This window comes from Bacillus sp. AK031 (genome assembly GCF_053903065.1).
Window position 1 is genome coordinate 1,653,842 of sequence record NZ_CP096424.1, and the last position, 17,485, is coordinate 1,671,326.

Consider the following 17,485-nt stretch of genomic DNA (forward strand, 5'->3'; position numbering starts at 1 on the left):
ATAGGTAAATCGTTAATTTTTAATGAAAAAATTCACCAATTATCTACAAATTTTTGAAAGCGATTTCCCCATCTACAAGAGTAAGGACAGGTTTTGCCATAAAATCAAACGGATGTGCACTCCAGAGAACAAGATCAGCATCTTTTCCTTCTTCGATGCTGCCGAGACGCCCGTCAATTCCAAGGTTTCTCGCCGGGTGTATAGTAATGCCTGCCAATGCGCTTTCCAGGCTCCATCCCTCCCTGACAGCTATTGCTGCACACATATTCAAGTACTGGACAGGGGTATATGGATGGTCGGTCGTAATGGATACCTCGACACCATTTTTTGTGAGCTCCTGGTAGGTGAGCCAGCTTTTGTTTTTTAACTCGACCTTTGATCTCCGTGTAAACGTTGGCCCCACACATACCTTTAAGGATAAATCTCGCAGTTCATTCGCAATCAGATGTCCTTCTGTACAATGTTCAATCCTTAAATCAAGGTCAAATTCCTGGGCAAACCGGACCGCCGACAGGATATCATCCGCTCGGTGGGCATGGATCCGCACCGGAATCTCTTTCTTCAAAGCCATCACTAGAGGAGCTACTCTAAGCTCTTCAGGCTGATCGCAATACTTTGCATGGAAGAAGGCTTCTCTCAACATTCCCATGATGCCCATTCGTGTGATGGAATCATTGTTTCCGTTACTGTGGATCCTTTTTGGGTTTTCCCCTAAAGCGAGCTTTAAACCCGATGTTTCCCTAACGAGCATGGATGCGACGTTTTTGCCGAAGGTTTTAATGACAGCAGTGGTTCCGCCGATGACATTGGCGCTTCCTGGCATGACATTTACAGTGGTCACGCCGTACTTTAATGCGTCCTGGAAGCCGGGATCGAGAGGATAAACGCCATCAAAGGCCCGGATATGCGGGGTCATAGGCTCAATCGTCTCATTCGCGTCATTTCCGGCCCACCCTGTCCCTTCATCGTAAAGTCCCAGGTGGGTATGCACATCAATGAACCCTGGAAGAAGCGGCCTGCCTTTACAGTCGATCACTGTAACACCAGACAAATCTATTGAAGGCTCAATCGATATTTTTTTGATTTTTCCTTCTTCAATCTGCACATTGCCATTGGAAATTATGCCAGCGGTAATTGTATATATAGTTGCATTTTTTAATAATAGTTTTTGCATGACTTCAATTCCTTTTGTTTATGAATTGATATTATTGTAAACAAAGTTGAGAGTTAATTGAAGCCGGAATTTGTTCAACCAAGCTATTTATTTTTTTTGCCTTTTAAAAGTTGTACAGCAAAATAAAAAACAATTCCCGAACTGGCGATGAATGCAACAGGCTTAATATATTGGCTGCCGATAATTTCAATTTGCTCCCAATGGTCTCCCAGCTCCATCCCGATCAGCAGGAATAGGATTGTCCATGGAATCATCGCGGCAAATGTATAAAGGAGAAACAAAGAAAATTTCATTTTGCCTATGCCCGCCGGAATTGAGATGGCATGGCGGACGACCGGGATAAACCGGGCTGAAAAAATGACAAAGGATCCATAACGGGTAAACCATTCTTCAGATGCTGTAAGATGTTTTTCATGGATGAACAGGAACTTCCCCCATTTTTCAAAGAAAGGCCTTCCTCCATACAGGCCGAGCCAATATAAAAATACTTGAGCCAATGTGCCTCCAACGATGCCGGCAAGAAGAGCGCCTAAGAAGTTGAGTTTGTTTGCAGAGACCAGATAACCGCCATAACTCAATACTAGTTCGCTTGGAATCACTTCTATCATCAAACCAAATGCAATTCCAAAGTATCCCCAATCAGATAATAGTTGCAGCAGTCCTGAAATCCAATCGTTTCCCATCAGGCAACCTCCTTAAAAAATTCCGGTCCATTGAAGAATTAAAATCACAATGCCTAGTCCCCATACATAGTAGGAGAAAATTTTCAGTGATCGGTTTTTCAGGAAATTGATCATTGCAACTATGGCTATATAACCAAATACAGCTGAAGCCACTGTCCCGACCATGAGAGAAGTTAGAGAGACTGCTTCGACGTGGCCGGTGAAAAGATCCTTTCCTTTCATCACCAGGCCGCCAAGAATCGCAGGTGTAGAAAGAAGGAAAGAAAAATAGGCAGCTGTCTGCCGGTCGAGCTTGCGGAACAGGCCGGCAGCGATCGTTAAACCTGAGCGGGAGAGTGCAGGAAAGATGGCAGCTGCCTGAAAACTTCCAATCACAAATGCATCTGTATAGGTGAGGTCCTCAAGTTTTTTAAAGCCATCTTTTACACCGTCAGCAATATACATAATTAATCCGGTAATAAGGAATTCCCAGCCGATTGTACTTCCGGTTGTTGAGATCTTATCGAAGTAATCTTCAAAAGAAAAGCCGATAATGACGGCAGGGATGGTACCGACAATCAGGATGAAGCTGAGTTTGCTGAAGGGGTGGCGGACCATATACAATAATTCCTTCTGATAAACGACTAGAACAGCCAATAAAGTACCCAAATGCAGCATCGTATCAAGGAAAAGTCCGGCATCTTCCAGTCCAAAGGCTTTTCTTCCGATATAAAGGTGTCCTGTACTTGAAATGGGCAGGAATTCAGTCAAGCCCTGAATCATACCCAGTATGAGGGCTTCTAGTTTTGACATCATATACGTTCATCCTTCCTGGACAAGGTTTCTATAAACATATATTCAAAAACGGCAGAAGAAGAACGTCTTCCTCGACAAAAACGCTTCACCACGTTAATGCACTAAGAGGGACAGTCCCTCTTAGCACATTAATGCGCTAAAGCACAAACTAAAAAACTGTGAAACTTTCCTGGTACTCAAACGTATAGTTAATTAGAAGGAAATATTTTTAGGGGGAATACTTTTGGAATCATCAAGAGATGAAAGGTTATTAGCCGCATTTATTTACATTATCAGTTTTTTTACTGTCTTTATCGGACCGCTGGTTATCTGGCTCCTCAAGAAGGATGACTCAGATTTCATCGATTATCACGGGAAGGAATATATGAACTTTCTGATTTCCTATTTTGTATACGGACTCGTCAGTTCACTTCTGATGATTATCCTTGTCGGATTTATCCTTATGCCGATTGTCGGACTCATGGCCTTCATCTTCACTATACTGGGAGCGATCAAAGCATATGAGGGCGAGTACTACCGAATTCCGGCCATCTTCCGTATCATAAAGTAACAAGCCTTTACCCCTTTAAAGCGCCATAGGGGACTGTCCCTCTTAACGCTTTAAAGCGTTAAACCATTAAGCCGCCTGCTGGTTAAGCAGCGCGGCTTTTTTGTGAAAACAGACTTTTTTGAATAATTTAACTATAAAGTTTGCTAGAATAGTTAGTGAGGTGAGTGAATTGGTCCGTGTAAACAACAAAGAGCGTTTATTAAAACTGATGGAGATACTGAGGGAACAAACCGATGAAGAACATGAACTTTCTTTTGATGAATTGATGCTTCAATTTAAAAGAGTCTACGGGGAAGAGATGAAGCTGAACAAGAACTCACTGAAAGATGATATTGACCAGCTGATTCAATCGGGTTTCGATGTAACCATCAATCAGGTAAAAGAAGGTCTTCCTAAATACTACAGCCACCAGTACCGCTTGTTTGAACTATATGAACTTAGAATACTGATAGATGCTGTCGTTTCTGCACGCTTCATCACCAAAAACGAAACGAAGAACCTGATCCGAAAAATAAAAAAGCTGACAAGCATTCACCAGGCAAAGCTGCTGCAAAATGAAATATTGATAGATTCGTCGGTGAAAAGTGAAAGCCCCATGGTGCGGCTCACCATTCATGAATTGCATCAGGCGATTGCAGAAAAGAAGATGATTACTTTTCAATACGGCAGGTATAATGTGGACAAGCAATTTTCATTGAGCCATAAAGGCAGGCTGTACCAGGTGAAGCCGCTTGCCTTAACATGGACAAATGATTTCTATTATCTTATCGCTTACTTCATGGAGGCAGAGGAGATTCGCCATTACAGGGTAGATCGCTTGAGGAATGTTGAGCTGACAAACGAAAACTTTAGTTATGAACCTTTTGATGTGAGCAAATATGTGCAATCGACTTTTCACATGTTCGCCGGCTCAGAAGAATGGATCAAAGTCCGTATCGATAACGGCCTGATCAATGTAATGATTGATAAATTTGGAAGAGATATAGAAATTCTAAAAGAAGATGAAGGCCACTTTATCCTTACGACTAAAGCCAGAATCAGCAACGGTCTAGTCAGCTGGATATTGAACTGGGGGAGCCAGGCAAAAGTACTGTCGCCGCCTTCCCTCGTCGGAAAAATAAAAGCAGAAATAGAGAAGATGAATAGAATTTATGAATAGAAACACAAAAAGCAGTTCTCTGTTATTACAGAGGCTGCTTTTTTGCGTAAGGCTTATTGAAAGAATAGATAAAAATTCTGCAATAAATGCATGAGGATAATTTTCAAAAAAATAATTCAAAAAAGTTTTGAACGAAATGAGAACTACTTCGTATTATCATCGAGAAAACAAAATGAGAAACCAGGGAGGAATTCTTAATGACAGAATTACAGCAAGCATTAGAATCAATAAACTGGGGATTGATTGCTCCTCTTATCATTATTCAATTCATTCTGATGATCACTGCTCTTGTAGATGTTATAAGAATAAAAGATACAAATGGACCTAAATGGCTGTGGGTACTGCTCATTCTATTCGTTAATATCATCGGTCCGATTGCCTACTTTGTAATCGGAAGGAGACAGAATGGATGAACGTCATTAACGTAAACAGCCTGCGTAAAGAATATAAAGAAAAGCTGGCAGTTGAAGATATCAATTTCAGCCTGGAAGAAGGGAAGTGTACGGCTCTTCTCGGGCCGAATGGCGCAGGGAAAACAACGACAATTAAAATGCTTGCCGGTTTGATCAGCCCGACTTCCGGCAAAGTAACATCGGAGTTGTTCCCAAACACAAAAGACCTGCGTCCGCTGATTGGCTATCTTCCCCAATATCCATCGTTTTTTGAGTGGATGTCTGCAGAGGAGTACATGATGTTTTCTGGGGAAGTAGCAGGGATGAACAAAAGGGATGCCGGAAAGCGGACTGCTGACCTGCTGGAGCTAGTCGGCTTGAGGGATGCCCAAAGTAGAAGGGTTGGACAATTCTCTGGCGGCATGAAGCAGAGGCTGGGGATTGCGCAGGCACTCATTCACCGGCCAAAGTTAATCATGTTGGACGAACCGGTTTCTGCCCTTGACCCTTTCGGCCGCCGTGAAGTGCTTGAATTATTGGCAAAGCTGAAACAGGAAACGACAATTTTATTTTCCACCCATATATTGAATGATGCTGAAGAAATCTGTGATGATATATTGTTCCTCCATAAAGGAAAACTGGTGGAAAGTGGTTCCTTGAAGGATATCAAGAAGAAGTATAAAGAAGCAATGCTGACCGTCCAATTCGAGGATAAAGCCGAAAGCTATATCAAACATCTTATTGGATTGCCTTCCATTTCAGGTCATGCACTGAATGGGTATTCTGTTCGGCTTCAGGTAAAAGAAGTTAGTTCGGCAAGAGATGAAGTGTTAAAAGCATTGGCAGAAAATAACGTCCCTGTAAGTAAGTTCGAAACCAGCGAGAGCAGCCTGGAAGAAATATTCATGAAGGTGGTGAAATGATGAAACAATTCACTGTACTTTTAAGGAAAGAACTGCTTGAATCAAGGCGTAATTTCAAGTGGCTGTGGATGCCGATTGTTTTCATCCTTTTCGGGATTACAGAACCGCTATCAGCCTATTATATGCCCGATATTCTCAACGCCGTCGGCAACCTTCCAGATGGTGCAGTAATTAAAATCCCGACCCCTACTTCTGAAGAAGTCCTGCTTTCCACTATTGGTCAATACAGCACGATGGGTGTCCTGATCATCGTTCTTGCCTTCATGGGGACTGTATCAGGGGAGAAAAAGAACGGATGTGCTTCACTTGTGCTTGTTAAACCGGTTTCTTACTTCAATTACATTCTATCCAAGTGGACTGCTGCCATCATCGTTGTCTGGGTATCCTATGGATTAGGGATGCTGTCAAGCTGGTATTATATTAATATCCTATTCGAAAACATTTCAGCAGCTGAATTTTTGCAGTCCTTGGTTATTTATGGGTTTTGGCTTTCTTTCGTCGTGACGTTGACTGTGTTCTTCAGCAGTATTACATCTTCTTCGGGATTTGCAGCTTTTTCCGCCATTGGTGTATCCGTTCTACTCTCGTTTGTGTCCAGTACACTTTCAGAACAGCTGCAATGGTCGCCCTCTCAGCTGTCTGCCTATGTTGCTGAAATTCTTATAGATGGAAATTGGTCGTCTGAACTGACCCTCACTCTGGCTGTTACGACACTCCTTATTGGTCTGCTGCTGTTCCTTTCACCTGTTTTATTCAAAAAAAGTGAGTTGTAATAGGAAAACAAAGAAGTGATGTAGAATACTAGATAAATCCCAGCCGATTCTTCCGACAAGAATCGGTCTTTTGTTATAAGTAATGCAATATTGAGATCAATACCATTTTAAAAAGGAGGTATATATATTGACGGATTATTATCTTACAGAAAAAGTGCAGCAGCTTATTAAGAATGCTGAGGCAATATGTAAAGGTCCTCTGCAGCCGGTTGACCTTTTTCTCGGGGCGGCCCTTGTAAAAAAAGGTACGCTGCTGGAAATGTTCTTATTGATTGAAGAGGAAATGCATGGACTTCTCTCTGGTAGAGCTGGAACTGAAGAAACAGCAGTCCCTCATAAAGATTTTTCCATCGGTATCTCTCCAAGCACAGAGATTTTATGGAACAGGTCCTTGGAAATCATGACTCGTTATGATCAAATCTATTTGAATGAGGGACACATCATAAAGGCGTTTTATCAGACATGGACGGAAGAAGAACGAGCCCTCATGAGCAGCCTGCCTCATGAGAGAATACAAGAAAGCGTCACCACAGCACGTGATCTGATTGTCTCCATGAATGTCTACCAGAAAAAAGAGATGACAAATCGGGAGCTCACCATACTGCGTGCTGCCAAAACAGATGAGGAGAGGGTATTGGAATTTACCGCTGCCGAATTTGGAGAACCCTGGGTGAAGACTCTTAAGTATGGTTTCAAGCAACAGGAGATTCCGATATTTCTGGCCTGGAAGGATAGTAATCTCGTGGGTTTTTCCTCCTATGACGTATACCGCAGACAGAAAGGTATATACGGACCTATGGGGGTAGTGAAAAATGAAAGAAAAACCGGAGCGGGAAGCATGCTGCTTCATGCAGCTCTGCAAGATATGAAGGATAAGGGCTATGCATATATTATTCTGGGAGAAGCCGGGCCAATCGAATACTATGAAAAGGAATGCGGAGCTGTCGTTGTTCCAAAGAACAGCTATTAGCCCGAGCTGTGAAGTACAATTTTTCAGGGGAATATGAGACAATATAGTAATATAAACACATAATATTATTCTGAATTATTACTAAAGAGGTGACCTGGATGCTTTTCAAACAAACCGGCCTGGTCCTCGAAGGCGGGGGGATGAGAGGGGTTTACACAGCCGGTGTGCTGGAGTACCTGCTTGAGCAGGATATTGAATTTCCATATGTGATTGGTGTATCGGCAGGCGCATGTATTGCTGCTTCTTTTTTATCCAAACAAAAAGGAAGGAACAAAAAGGTGAATATCGGTTTTGCCGGCAATCCTAAATATCTCTCATGGAGAAATTATCTTAGGAAACGTGAACTGTTTGGCATGGATTTTGTCTTTGATGAAATTCCCAATAAGATTGTCCCGTATGATTATGATGCGTTTCACAACAATGAATCTGAATTTGTCATCGGAACGACAGACTGCCATACAGGCAAACCGGTTTATCATTACCGGAAAGATTATGGGGAAGATGTACTGACACCGATTCGTGCTTCAAGTTCACTGCCTTTCGTCGCACCTGTAGTCAAATTCCAGAGCCGCCACTTGCTGGATGGAGGGATAAGCGACCCTATCCCGATAAAAAAAGCTGAAGAGGATGGGTTTAGAAAAAATGTTGTCATCCTTACGAGAAACAAAGGGTATAAAAAAAGACCGTCCAAATTCAACTACTTCACTAAGCGAAAGTATCCTGAGTATTCAGGTTTGAGAGATGCAATGATAAACAGGTATTCGATGTATAATGAAACAATTGACTATCTGGAGAGCGAAGAAAAGAAAGGGAACGTATTTATTATCCGGCCCGATGAACCGTTAAAAGTAGGACGAATCGAACGCAATCCCCAAAAATTAGAAGACTTATATAACCAGGGGTATCATGATGCCAAAAAACATTTTTCTGGTTTATGCAAATGGGCTGGATCTCATTCAGAGCTGGTTAATATTTAGGCAGGATCTCCTCAAGGCAGTTGTTTTTTTCGCCTTGAGGTTTTTCGTTCTGTTAATAAACCTTGATAAGGTAAGGTGTTGAAATGAAAAAAGAGAATACAATGGTGGTTGCGGTCAAAGGCCTGATCCTTAATGAAGGAAAGGCATTGATCGTGAAACGGGCAGATGACGATGAAGTCGGAGGAGGGACTTGGGAATGTGCGGGAGGCAAAATAGATTTTGGCGAGAATCTTGAGCCTGCTCTTGTCAGGGAGGCGAAAGAAGAAACAGGCCTGGATATTTTAATAGAAAAAATCCTCTATGCCACTACGTTTAAAACAGACCCAAATAGGCAGGTAATCGTCCTTACCTACTTATGCAAAAGCAACAGCAGGGATGTTGTCCTGTCAAAGGAGCATAGTGAATATCTCTGGGCTGACAAAGATCAAATAACCGGATTATTATCCCCTGCCATTATTGATGATTTAGTGAAGAACAGGGTGTTCAGGTTTATAGAGGATTACCCTGGCAGTTGATAGCTCATCCCCCATCCAGCATTATTAATAGATTCATCCTTGACTCTCTTTTATATGTTCTATTAGTCCTCTCAGATTCATAACATGAATAGAACTCTATTAAGGAGTGAACGTTCAATATGAATATCTCCCTTTTTTATCAAAAAACAGGCCGGCTCTATTTAAAGCGGGCTATTGCTTCTTTATTGTCAGCTGTACTTTTAAGCCTGCTGATACCAGGCGTTCATATCCTTTTTTACTTATTTCTCGTGATTTTTGGTATAGCATATATTTGCCTATCTATTATGTATGCTGGCGAAGTTGCCCGGTCAAGGGAAGCTTTACAAAGTAATGCCGTTCCCAGTGAGCACTATCTTATCGCCGCTAAATCGGATTCTACGGCATGCTTTTTTGGTTTTGACGGAGTGATGAAACTGAGAGCATGTAAAAAAAGAGGAATATGGAGAATAGAAGGCTTAAGCGATAGTGAAAAAATAGTTTGTACAAGATGGAAAAATAAAATGGAGTTAGTCACAGGAGAAAATAGTAGGTCTTTCCTTTTCAGTAAAGCCAAAGGAATTTGCTCCTGGAAAGGCACGGATGGAATGGAGGCAGTGATAAAGAGAGAAGGAGAGGGATGGCACTTATTCCTGGATGATAGAAGAATTTGCACTATATCCCGTGGATGGCTGCCGCAGGGAAAACAGCATTTATTTGATCCATCCAGCATCCTCATTCACTTCAAGACAGACTGTTGGGCTGACAATGACTGGACCTTGATATTCGTTCTGATCTTTCTCGATAATTACTACTTGATTTGATGAATGGAATTGTGGAAAGTTTTTCTTCATTTAGGGAAAGTTATAGGAAGACCTGAATAGGAGGGAAATCAATGGATGCTGGATATAAGAACTGCATAAAATCCTGCCTCGAGTGCATGGAGGCTTGCAATGTATGCTATCATGCCTGTTTGAAAGAAGAGGAAAAAATGGCAAAGTGTATTGAGCTTGTCAGGGAATGTGCAGAAATATGCGCGTATTCTGTTGCTGTAATGCAGAGGAGCAGCAAGTTTGCCAAGCAAATTTGTGCAGTTTGTGCAGAAATTTGTGAAGCATGTGGAGTGGAGTGCAGATCATTTGATTACAGACACTGCCAGGTCTGTGCGGAGATTTGTTTTACCTGTGCAGAAGAGTGCAGAAAAATGGCTGGGTGAAGACTCTTACTCCAAGCTTTTGGCAAGGATTCCTTTTATAGCAGGTTCCTATTTGTATACCAAATAGGAACCAGTGATAGGAATAGTTGTAAAGCATTCTGTAATGCAACTCCTTTCCTATTATGGTATAGTAAAAATAATCGAATAGAATTTCCTTCGGGGCGGGGTGAAATTCCCTACCGGCGGTGATGAACAAATGTTCTTAGTCCGTGACCCGGCATTTTTTGAATGACGGTGGATTTGGTGAAACTCCAAAGCCGACAGTGACAGTCTGGATGGGAGAAGGAAAAGTCGCGTAAAAAACATACAGTTTTATACGCTTATTTAATTATGACTATCTCCCTGAGTGCTCCAACCACTCAGGGTTTTTATTTGTCTGCAATATATTTGGGAGATATGTTGTGTAAGGAAGGAGGAAAAAATCCTTGCAGGAAACAGAATATATGAAAATAGCATTGTCTTTGGCCAAAGCGGGTATGGGACAGACATCCCCGAATCCGGCAGTCGGAGCGGTAGTTGTGAAAGATGGAGTGATTCTTGGGATGGGTGCACACCTGAAAGCGGGTGAACCCCATGCAGAAGTCCATGCGATCCGCCAGGCAGGTGCAGATGCAGAAGGTGCAGATATATATGTCACCTTGGAACCATGTGCTCACACCGGCAAAACCCCTCCATGTGCCGATTTAATCGCCAACAGTAAATTGAAAAGGGTATTTATTGCAAGTACGGACCCCAATCCGTTAGTGGCAGGGAAAGGCATTGCCATTCTTAAAAATGCAGGCCTGGAAGTTATAACAGGTATTTGTGAAAAAGAGGCTCTGGCACTGAATGCTCATTTCTTTCATTTTATCCAGAACAAGATTCCATATGTGACACTTAAATCAGCTGTGACACTTGATGGGAAAACAGCCTCATTTACAGGAGACAGCAGGTGGATTACATCAGAACAATCCAGGCTGGATGTACATAAATACAGGCATAACCATGATGCCATTTTAGTTGGAGTAAATACAGTCATTAAAGACAACCCCCTTCTTACCACACGTTTGCCCCGCGGTGGAAAAAATCCCATTCGAGTAGTATTGGATTCTAATTTAAGGATTCCGATAGAAAGCAAAATTTTAGATGTGAAACAAGCAGAAACAGTCATTTTCTGTGGAAGTAAATCTCCAGTTGATAAGAAAAACCTACTGATGGAAAAAGGAGTGAAGGTGGAACAGTTAACTTCGCCTGACCTCCCTGTCAAAAGTGTTTTAGAAAGACTTGGTGAGATGAATATCACCTCCCTTTTTGTAGAGGGAGGGTCAGCCGTCCATTTTTCATTCCTTAAAGAAAAAGCTTATCAGGAGGTTGTCATCTATATGGCTCCCAAATTGGTTGGGGGTGAGAAAGCCTTCTCCAGCTTTGGCGGGGAAGGATTTTCATCCATTTCAGAAGGTGATGAACTGGAGTTTTCTTCTCTTGAAAGAATCGGCAAAGATATCAAGATTATTGCTAAGCCCATAAGGAAGGAGTGAGAGGGTGTTTACGGGAATTATTGAAGAAATAGGCACGATTGAGAGAATAAGAAAATCATCCTCTTCCATGGTTCTGTCGATTTCAGCTGGAAAAGTGCTGGAAGATGTGAAGCTCGGAGACAGTATATCTGTCAATGGTACATGTTTGACTGTAACTGCCTTTAGCACACGCTCTTTTACTGTCGATGTGATGCCGGAAACATTTGAAAATACATCGTTAAAACTTCTCGGAGCAGGAGCGTTTGTCAATCTGGAAAGAGCCATGGCAGCCAATGGCCGGTTTGGCGGGCATTTTGTTACAGGACATGTTGACGGGACTGGAATCATTAGTTCCACACAGTTCGTGGAAAATGCCCTTTACATTACTATTGATATACCGGAAGAACTCTCACGTTTTTTTATTAACAGGGGTTCAGTCTGTCTTGACGGTACTTCTTTGACCGTTTTTGAAATCGGTAAGAATACGATAACAGTTTCACTGATACCGCAAACCAGGCATGATACGATTCTCGGCAGTAAAAAGGTCGGTGATATCGTCAACCTGGAATGCGATATGATGGCAAAATATATCTATAAATTTATGAATGGCGGAAAAACAGAAGGCCAGGCAAAAGGCGAAATAGGTACGGATTTTCTCACCAAGCATGGCTTTATGGGCTAAAGAAGGATTGAAGAGGAGGGAATGAAAATGTTCAATACAATTGAAGAAGCTATAGGAGATTTAAAAGAAGGCAAAGTCATCATCGTAGTAGATGATGAAGACAGAGAAAATGAAGGCGACTTCGTTTCGCTTGCAGAGAAAGCGACGCCTGAAGTCATTAACTTCATGGCAACGGAGGGAAGAGGCTTAATCTGTACGCCGATAACGGTTGAAAAAGCTTCACAGCTTCAGCTGAACCCGATGACGGACCAAAACACTGATCCGTACGGTACTGCTTTCACAATCAGTGTCGACCATGTGAATACGACAACTGGCATCAGTGCCTTTGAGCGGTCCACCACGATCTTAGAGATGATCAAAGATGATACAAGTCCAAGTGACTTAAAACGCCCCGGGCATGTTTTCCCGCTTATCGCAAAAACAGGTGGGGTTCTTAAACGTGCAGGACACACGGAGGCTGCAGTTGACCTGGCTGCATTAAGCGGTTCAACAAAGGCGGGTGTCATTTGTGAAATCATGAATCCTGACGGCACCATGGCAAGAGTGCCTCAGCTGAAAGAAATGGCAGAGAAATTCAACCTGAAAATGATCACGATTCAGGATTTGATCGCCTATAGAAGGAAAGAAGAAAAGCTTGTTGAAAAAGAAGTGGAAATCGAGCTTCCGACCGAATTCGGTGAGTTTAAAGCAGTGGCCTATACCGAGAAGCTTACCGGACAGGAACATGTAGCATTGGTAAAAGGGGAAATCAAGCCCAATGAACCTGTGCTTGTCAGGGTGCATTCTGAATGTCTGACAGGAGATGTGTTCGGCTCTAACCGCTGTGATTGCGGTCCCCAGCTTCATGCAGCACTTTCGCAGATTGAAAAAGAAGGCAGCGGCATCCTTTTATATATGAGACAGGAAGGGCGCGGAATCGGTCTTGTCAACAAGATGAAGGCCTACAAGCTGCAGGAAGAAGGGCTGGATACAGTCGAAGCCAATCATAAACTTGGTTTTGCGGCGGATTTGCGTGACTACGGAATTGGTGCCCAGATCCTAAAGGACCTTGGAGTATCAAAAATGAGGTTATTAACCAATAACCCTCGAAAAATCACTGGAGTTAAAGGATACGGGCTGGAGGTTGAAGAAAGGGTAGCCATTCAGATGCCGTCCAAAACAGAAAATGAAAAATACCTGAAAACAAAACACAGTAAGTTAGGACACTTACTTCAATTCTAAGGAGGAATTTATAATGAAAACAATATACGAAGGTAATTTAGTAGGCTCAGGCTTAAAGGTCGCAATTGTGGTTGCACGTTTTAACGAATTCATCACCAGCAAGCTATTGGGCGGTGCAGAAGATGCACTGAAACGCCATGGAGTTGATGAAGCGGATATTACGGTTACATGGGTGCCGGGTGCATTTGAAATCCCTGTGATTGCAAAAAAATTAGCTGCTTCAAAAAAATATGATGCTGTTATCACGCTGGGAACAGTGATCAGGGGAGCGACCGCTCACTTTGAGTATGTAAGCGGAGAGGTTGCAAAAGGAGTTGCGAATGTCGGCCTGCAAGAAGAAGTGCCGGTTATCTTCGGTGTCCTGACAACTGACACAATTGAGCAGGCAATCGAACGTGCCGGAACAAAAGCAGGTAACAAAGGCTGGGAAGCGGCTGTTGGTGCAATTGAGATGGCAAACCTGATGCGCCAGATTGGTTAATATTTTTTTTAAGCGAGCGGGCATTTTGTCCGCTCGTTTTTTGAAGGTCCTGAAAACCCCTGGCTATGCCCGGGGTTCCAGATAGCGTAGAATAAAAAATTCCCCCTTAATGAAAGGATAAGCAGGTTTCCTTATCAATTCATTTCATGGTTGCATGTGCAATGCCCTGTGAAGGACACGAGTAATCCTAACTAAAATAAGCGGAAATTTTACCGCTAAGCTGTAGGATAGAATTCGATTTAGGGTAAATAAGAGGAACTTCTCCCCTTATGCACAGCAAAATTAACCATTTATGGACTTCTGTCAAGAAAATGGGCAATCTAAAAAGGTATTTTGTAACCCTTAATGGCTACCGCACTTCGTTTGGTGGGCCTGAGTAATGAGTGATTCAATTTTGAATCACTCATTACTCAGGCAAATGGTACATTTATGAGATTTTTTCTAAGGAATCCTGTTGGTATTTTCTTTCAAAGTTGTTAGGGGAACAATAGCCCAAAGTGGAATGTTTCCGCTTCTCATTATACCGGGCAGAGATATAGAAATTAATGGCCTTGGCAGCCTGTTCCCTTGTGTCAAAACGGAATCGGTAGATTAGCTCCTTCTTAATGGTGGCGTGGAAGGATTCAATACAAGCATTGTCGTATGGATCTCCTTTCCGGCTCATACTTATTTGAATGTCTCTTTCCTTTAAACAATCGATGTAGTCATTCGAACAATACTGGGATCCACGGTCGGAATGGTGAATGAGTCCTTCTTCAGGATTCCTTGAATCTAAAGCCATTTTTAAAGCATCCAGGGTTAGTTCCTTTTTCATTGTCTTTCCATGGCTCCAACCCACAATTTTTCTTGAGAATAAGTCCATGATTGATGACAGATAAAGCCAGCCTTCAAGTGTCCAGACATACGTTATATCGGCGACCCACACCTTGTTTGGTGTATCGACAGCAAATTCTCGATTCACCACGTTTGGATATAGAGGCAGAGAGTGATTGGAATCCGTCGTAACCACAAACTTCGTTTCTGGAATGGCTCTCAGTCCAAGTTCCTGCATGTAACGCGCAACTGTCTTCAAGGAAACCGTATAGTTCCACTCAACTAAATCATCATGTACTCTGGGGCTTCCATAAGTCCCCAGGCTTTCATGATAGGACTTACTAATTTTCTGAAGCAATTCCTTCTTGCGTTTTTCTCTTTCCGTCTCGCCAATGGCCTGTCTTTCCAGCCATTTATAGAAGCCGCTAGATGATACCTTCAACACTTCACACATCTTCACTACCGTATGTTCATCTCTATGGGCTTCAATAAACTCGAACTTTACTCGGTTTTTTTCGTGAAGATGTGCATGGCCTTTTTTAGGATCTCATTCTCCTCCTGTAGGGCTTTCATCTCTTTTTCATGTTGCTTTTTTAGCTTCTCAAACTCAGAAGGCGTAACATAGTCATGCTTACTGTTCTTAGCTTGTTTATACTTTTGTACCCATTTAGTCATCGTGGTGTAGGGGATCTCCAGCTCATAAGCTACCTCTGACGCTTTTCTTCCTTCCTCCACGACCATTTTACATACATACTCTTTATATTCGGATGAATAATGTTTTCCCATGTGAACACGTCCTTATAAATGATAGTTATATTCTAACTCACTACCTTTTTCTTGTGTCCACTTTTTAGACTAACTTAATTTTCGCATCTTTTTAGAAGAATAAAGGAAATTTATCCGCTTATTTTAGCTTTTTTTCGTGCTTTTTCTTAAATAAGCGGAATTTCTCCCCTAATTTCTCAAAAATTTTCAAAGGGTATTAATTCCTAGAGTAAATCATTCAGCAGGCCTTTTAGGCAGAGCCCGGCAAGAGGGGCATCCAGCCGCAGAGCAAACCACCAGTTTATATGGGTGGTTTTAATTATTTTTGTGATTATGGACTGGGCTTCGTTCCTCAACACAACACCAGCACATAAAGATCTAAGCTTTAACATATGCCGGCTTATCTATAGTCAGGCAAAAACGATAATACATATTGGCAAAGGTACGTACATCTGCTAAAATTATTTCTTGTGGCTTCCCTTTTGGGGGTTAAGCGGGTAGGGAGAGGGCTATGTCGTGAGGACATGATATTTATGAAAACAACAGGAGGTATTTTTCGTTTAGAGCAGCATGGAACAACAGTTAAGAAAGAGGTGACAGCAGGGGCAATCGGTTATTTTACGATTGTATATATCATTGCTGTCAATGCTATGATTCTTTCAGAGGCAGGTATGCCGTTTGAAGGGGCGGTAATGGCCACAATCCTTGCATCCTTTGCGGGTTGTCTGGTAATGGCATTTTGGGCGAATGCACCAATTTTACTAGTGCCCGGTATGGGGTTGAATGCGATGTTCACCTTTACTCTCGTTGAGTCTATGGGCTTGACTTGGCAGGAAGCGCTTGCCGTTGTTTTTGTCTCTGGGCTGTTATTCATGCTGGTTGCATTTACGAAGTTATCAGGTATTCTGTCAAAAGCAATTCCTAAATCTCTTAAAGAAGCAATCACGGTCGGATTAGGAATGTTCCTTATGCTAATCGGACTTGAAAAGGGCGGTATTGTAGAAAGAGGATCCAGTGCGCTTATCGGTTTAGGTGATATCAGTGACATTCGGGTCATCGCAGCGATTCTAACTTTTCTTTTGACGATCTTTTTATTCATCAGGAATGTCAAAGGCGGGTTCCTATGGAGTATCGCTTTTGGGACGCTGCTCGGTTTCATCTTTGGCATTGAACCGAATGCCGGCCAATCAGGAGGGACGGGATTATCGCAATACAGCTCGGTATTTGCTCAACTCTCGTTTTCCAATCTGATTCAGCTTCCATTTTGGATTGCTGCTTTTTCCCTTACCATGGTTTTGGTATTTGAGAATATCGGCTTGGTCCACGGTCATATGGACATGGCTGGCAATCCGGAGAAATACCCGAAGGCTTTCCAGGCTAATGCTTTTTCAGCAGCGACTTGTGGAATCTTCGGTACAAGCCCGACAGTTTCCACAGTTGAAAGTGCGGCTGCGATTGCGGCTGGCGGAAGAACCGGTTTGACAGCATTGACGACAGGTATTTTATTTCTTGCTTCTTCTTTGTTTATTCCATACCTTAAATGGATACCTGACCATGCAATAGCTCCGATTTTAATTATCATCGGCGGGCTGATGATACAGAATATCCGCCATATGGACTTGAAAGATTTGACAGAGGCTTTTCCGGCTATCTTTATTATTGCGATGATTCCATTTACCTACAGTATTGCAGATGGGATTGCGATTGGATTTATTTTGTATCCAATCTTAAAAGTGGCAAACGGCAAAGCAAGAGATGTCTCACTTCCTTTATATATTATTGCTGGACTGTTTTTGATTAACTTTTTTGTTCATTCAGTTCACTGATACAAACAGCACCTGAATGGCATTCTGCTTCAGGTGCTGTTTTCTATTCTTCCGCTATATCCCTTAAAGAGGCGGGGGACTGCTCCTCATTGCTTTAA

At 42.3% G+C, this 17,485-nt stretch carries 20 protein-coding genes and 1 riboswitch; of the genes, 15 read left to right on the forward strand and 5 right to left on the reverse strand.

Annotated features, from left to right (window positions below; translation table 11 throughout):
• Positions 1-43 precede the first annotated feature (43 nt).
• The 3 genes from M1E09_RS08315 to M1E09_RS08325 all read right to left on the reverse strand — a co-directional run bounded on the left by M1E09_RS08315 (position 44) and on the right by M1E09_RS08325 (position 2,649).
• Positions 44-1,174, reverse strand: coding sequence for an amidohydrolase (locus M1E09_RS08315; RefSeq protein WP_456274369.1), 1,131 nt, complete (start codon positions 1,172-1,174; stop codon positions 44-46).
• 83 nt (positions 1,175-1,257) lie between these two features.
• A complete protein-coding gene (locus M1E09_RS08320) occupies positions 1,258-1,857 on the reverse strand; it encodes a DedA family protein (RefSeq protein ID WP_456274370.1) in 600 nt (199 codons plus the stop codon).
• A gap of 12 nt (positions 1,858-1,869) precedes the next feature.
• Positions 1,870-2,649 carry an undecaprenyl-diphosphate phosphatase gene (locus tag M1E09_RS08325; protein WP_456274943.1) on the reverse strand — a complete coding sequence of 260 codons (780 nt, stop codon included), beginning with the start codon at positions 2,647-2,649 and terminating at the stop codon, positions 1,870-1,872.
• Between the two features lie 226 nt (positions 2,650-2,875).
• Between M1E09_RS08325 and M1E09_RS08330 the strand changes: the two genes are divergently transcribed.
• The 14 genes from M1E09_RS08330 (at position 2,876) to ribH (ending at position 13,983) form a co-directional block, all read left to right on the forward strand.
• The gene (locus M1E09_RS08330; protein ID WP_456274371.1) at positions 2,876-3,202 is read left to right on the forward strand and encodes a DUF4870 domain-containing protein; all 327 of its coding nucleotides are present in this window, start codon (positions 2,876-2,878) and stop codon (positions 3,200-3,202) included.
• Between the two features lie 160 nt (positions 3,203-3,362).
• Positions 3,363-4,361, forward strand: coding sequence for a helix-turn-helix transcriptional regulator (locus M1E09_RS08335; RefSeq protein ID WP_456274372.1), 999 nt, complete (start codon positions 3,363-3,365; stop codon positions 4,359-4,361).
• 197 nt (positions 4,362-4,558) lie between these two features.
• The gene (locus tag M1E09_RS08340; protein ID WP_456274373.1) at positions 4,559-4,774 is read left to right on the forward strand and encodes a PLD nuclease N-terminal domain-containing protein; all 216 of its coding nucleotides are present in this window, start codon (positions 4,559-4,561) and stop codon (positions 4,772-4,774) included.
• On the forward strand, positions 4,771-5,676 hold the full coding sequence (locus M1E09_RS08345; RefSeq protein ID WP_456274374.1) for an ABC transporter ATP-binding protein: 906 nt from the start codon (positions 4,771-4,773) through the stop codon (positions 5,674-5,676). The genes M1E09_RS08340 and M1E09_RS08345 overlap by 4 nt, the downstream gene beginning before the upstream one ends.
• Positions 5,673-6,449 carry an ABC transporter permease gene (locus M1E09_RS08350; RefSeq protein ID WP_456274375.1) on the forward strand — a complete coding sequence of 259 codons (777 nt, stop codon included), beginning with the start codon at positions 5,673-5,675 and terminating at the stop codon, positions 6,447-6,449. The genes M1E09_RS08345 and M1E09_RS08350 overlap by 4 nt, the downstream gene beginning before the upstream one ends.
• Positions 6,450-6,576: 127 nt before the next feature.
• Complete coding sequence (locus M1E09_RS08355) at positions 6,577-7,419, forward strand: GNAT family N-acetyltransferase (protein ID WP_456274376.1); 843 nt, start codon at positions 6,577-6,579, stop codon at positions 7,417-7,419.
• Positions 7,420-7,517: 98 nt separating this feature from the next.
• The gene (locus M1E09_RS08360; protein ID WP_456274377.1) at positions 7,518-8,396 is read left to right on the forward strand and encodes a patatin-like phospholipase family protein; all 879 of its coding nucleotides are present in this window, start codon (positions 7,518-7,520) and stop codon (positions 8,394-8,396) included.
• Positions 8,397-8,479: 83 nt separating this feature from the next.
• On the forward strand, positions 8,480-8,911 hold the full coding sequence (locus M1E09_RS08365; RefSeq protein ID WP_456274378.1) for an NUDIX hydrolase: 432 nt from the start codon (positions 8,480-8,482) through the stop codon (positions 8,909-8,911).
• A gap of 119 nt (positions 8,912-9,030) precedes the next feature.
• Complete coding sequence (locus M1E09_RS08370) at positions 9,031-9,711, forward strand: hypothetical protein (RefSeq protein ID WP_456274379.1); 681 nt, start codon at positions 9,031-9,033, stop codon at positions 9,709-9,711.
• Positions 9,712-9,782: 71 nt separating this feature from the next.
• Positions 9,783-10,103, forward strand: coding sequence for a four-helix bundle copper-binding protein (locus tag M1E09_RS08375; protein WP_456274380.1), 321 nt, complete (start codon positions 9,783-9,785; stop codon positions 10,101-10,103).
• A 148-nt stretch (positions 10,104-10,251) separates the two neighbouring features.
• Positions 10,252-10,394: riboswitch (FMN riboswitch) on the forward strand.
• A gap of 134 nt (positions 10,395-10,528) precedes the next feature.
• Positions 10,529-11,620 (forward strand): bifunctional diaminohydroxyphosphoribosylaminopyrimidine deaminase/5-amino-6-(5-phosphoribosylamino)uracil reductase RibD, encoded by a 1,092-nt coding sequence (ribD, locus tag M1E09_RS08380; protein WP_456274381.1) that lies wholly within the window; start codon positions 10,529-10,531, stop codon positions 11,618-11,620.
• Between the two features lie 4 nt (positions 11,621-11,624).
• Complete coding sequence (ribE, locus tag M1E09_RS08385; RefSeq protein ID WP_456274382.1) at positions 11,625-12,281, forward strand: riboflavin synthase; 657 nt, start codon at positions 11,625-11,627, stop codon at positions 12,279-12,281.
• A 27-nt stretch (positions 12,282-12,308) separates the two neighbouring features.
• Entirely contained in the window at positions 12,309-13,502 is a 1,194-nt protein-coding gene (locus M1E09_RS08390) for a bifunctional 3,4-dihydroxy-2-butanone-4-phosphate synthase/GTP cyclohydrolase II (RefSeq protein ID WP_456274383.1), read from the forward strand.
• A gap of 13 nt (positions 13,503-13,515) precedes the next feature.
• Positions 13,516-13,983: a 6,7-dimethyl-8-ribityllumazine synthase gene (gene ribH / locus M1E09_RS08395; RefSeq protein ID WP_456274384.1), complete on the forward strand. Its 468-nt coding sequence runs from the start codon at positions 13,516-13,518 to the stop codon at positions 13,981-13,983.
• A 427-nt stretch (positions 13,984-14,410) separates the two neighbouring features.
• Here ribH and M1E09_RS08400 read toward each other — a convergent pair whose 3' ends face one another.
• Together M1E09_RS08400 and M1E09_RS08405 are read right to left on the reverse strand one after the other, a co-directional pair.
• A complete protein-coding gene (locus M1E09_RS08400; RefSeq protein ID WP_456274944.1) occupies positions 14,411-15,286 on the reverse strand; it encodes an IS3 family transposase in 876 nt (291 codons plus the stop codon).
• An 11-nt stretch (positions 15,287-15,297) separates the two neighbouring features.
• Positions 15,298-15,582, reverse strand: coding sequence for a transposase (locus tag M1E09_RS08405; RefSeq protein WP_456273821.1), 285 nt, complete (start codon positions 15,580-15,582; stop codon positions 15,298-15,300).
• Positions 15,583-16,094: 512 nt separating this feature from the next.
• Here M1E09_RS08405 and M1E09_RS08410 point away from each other — a divergent pair.
• Positions 16,095-17,387 carry an NCS2 family permease gene (locus M1E09_RS08410; protein WP_456274385.1) on the forward strand — a complete coding sequence of 431 codons (1,293 nt, stop codon included), beginning with the start codon at positions 16,095-16,097 and terminating at the stop codon, positions 17,385-17,387.
• Positions 17,388-17,485 lie beyond the last annotated feature (98 nt).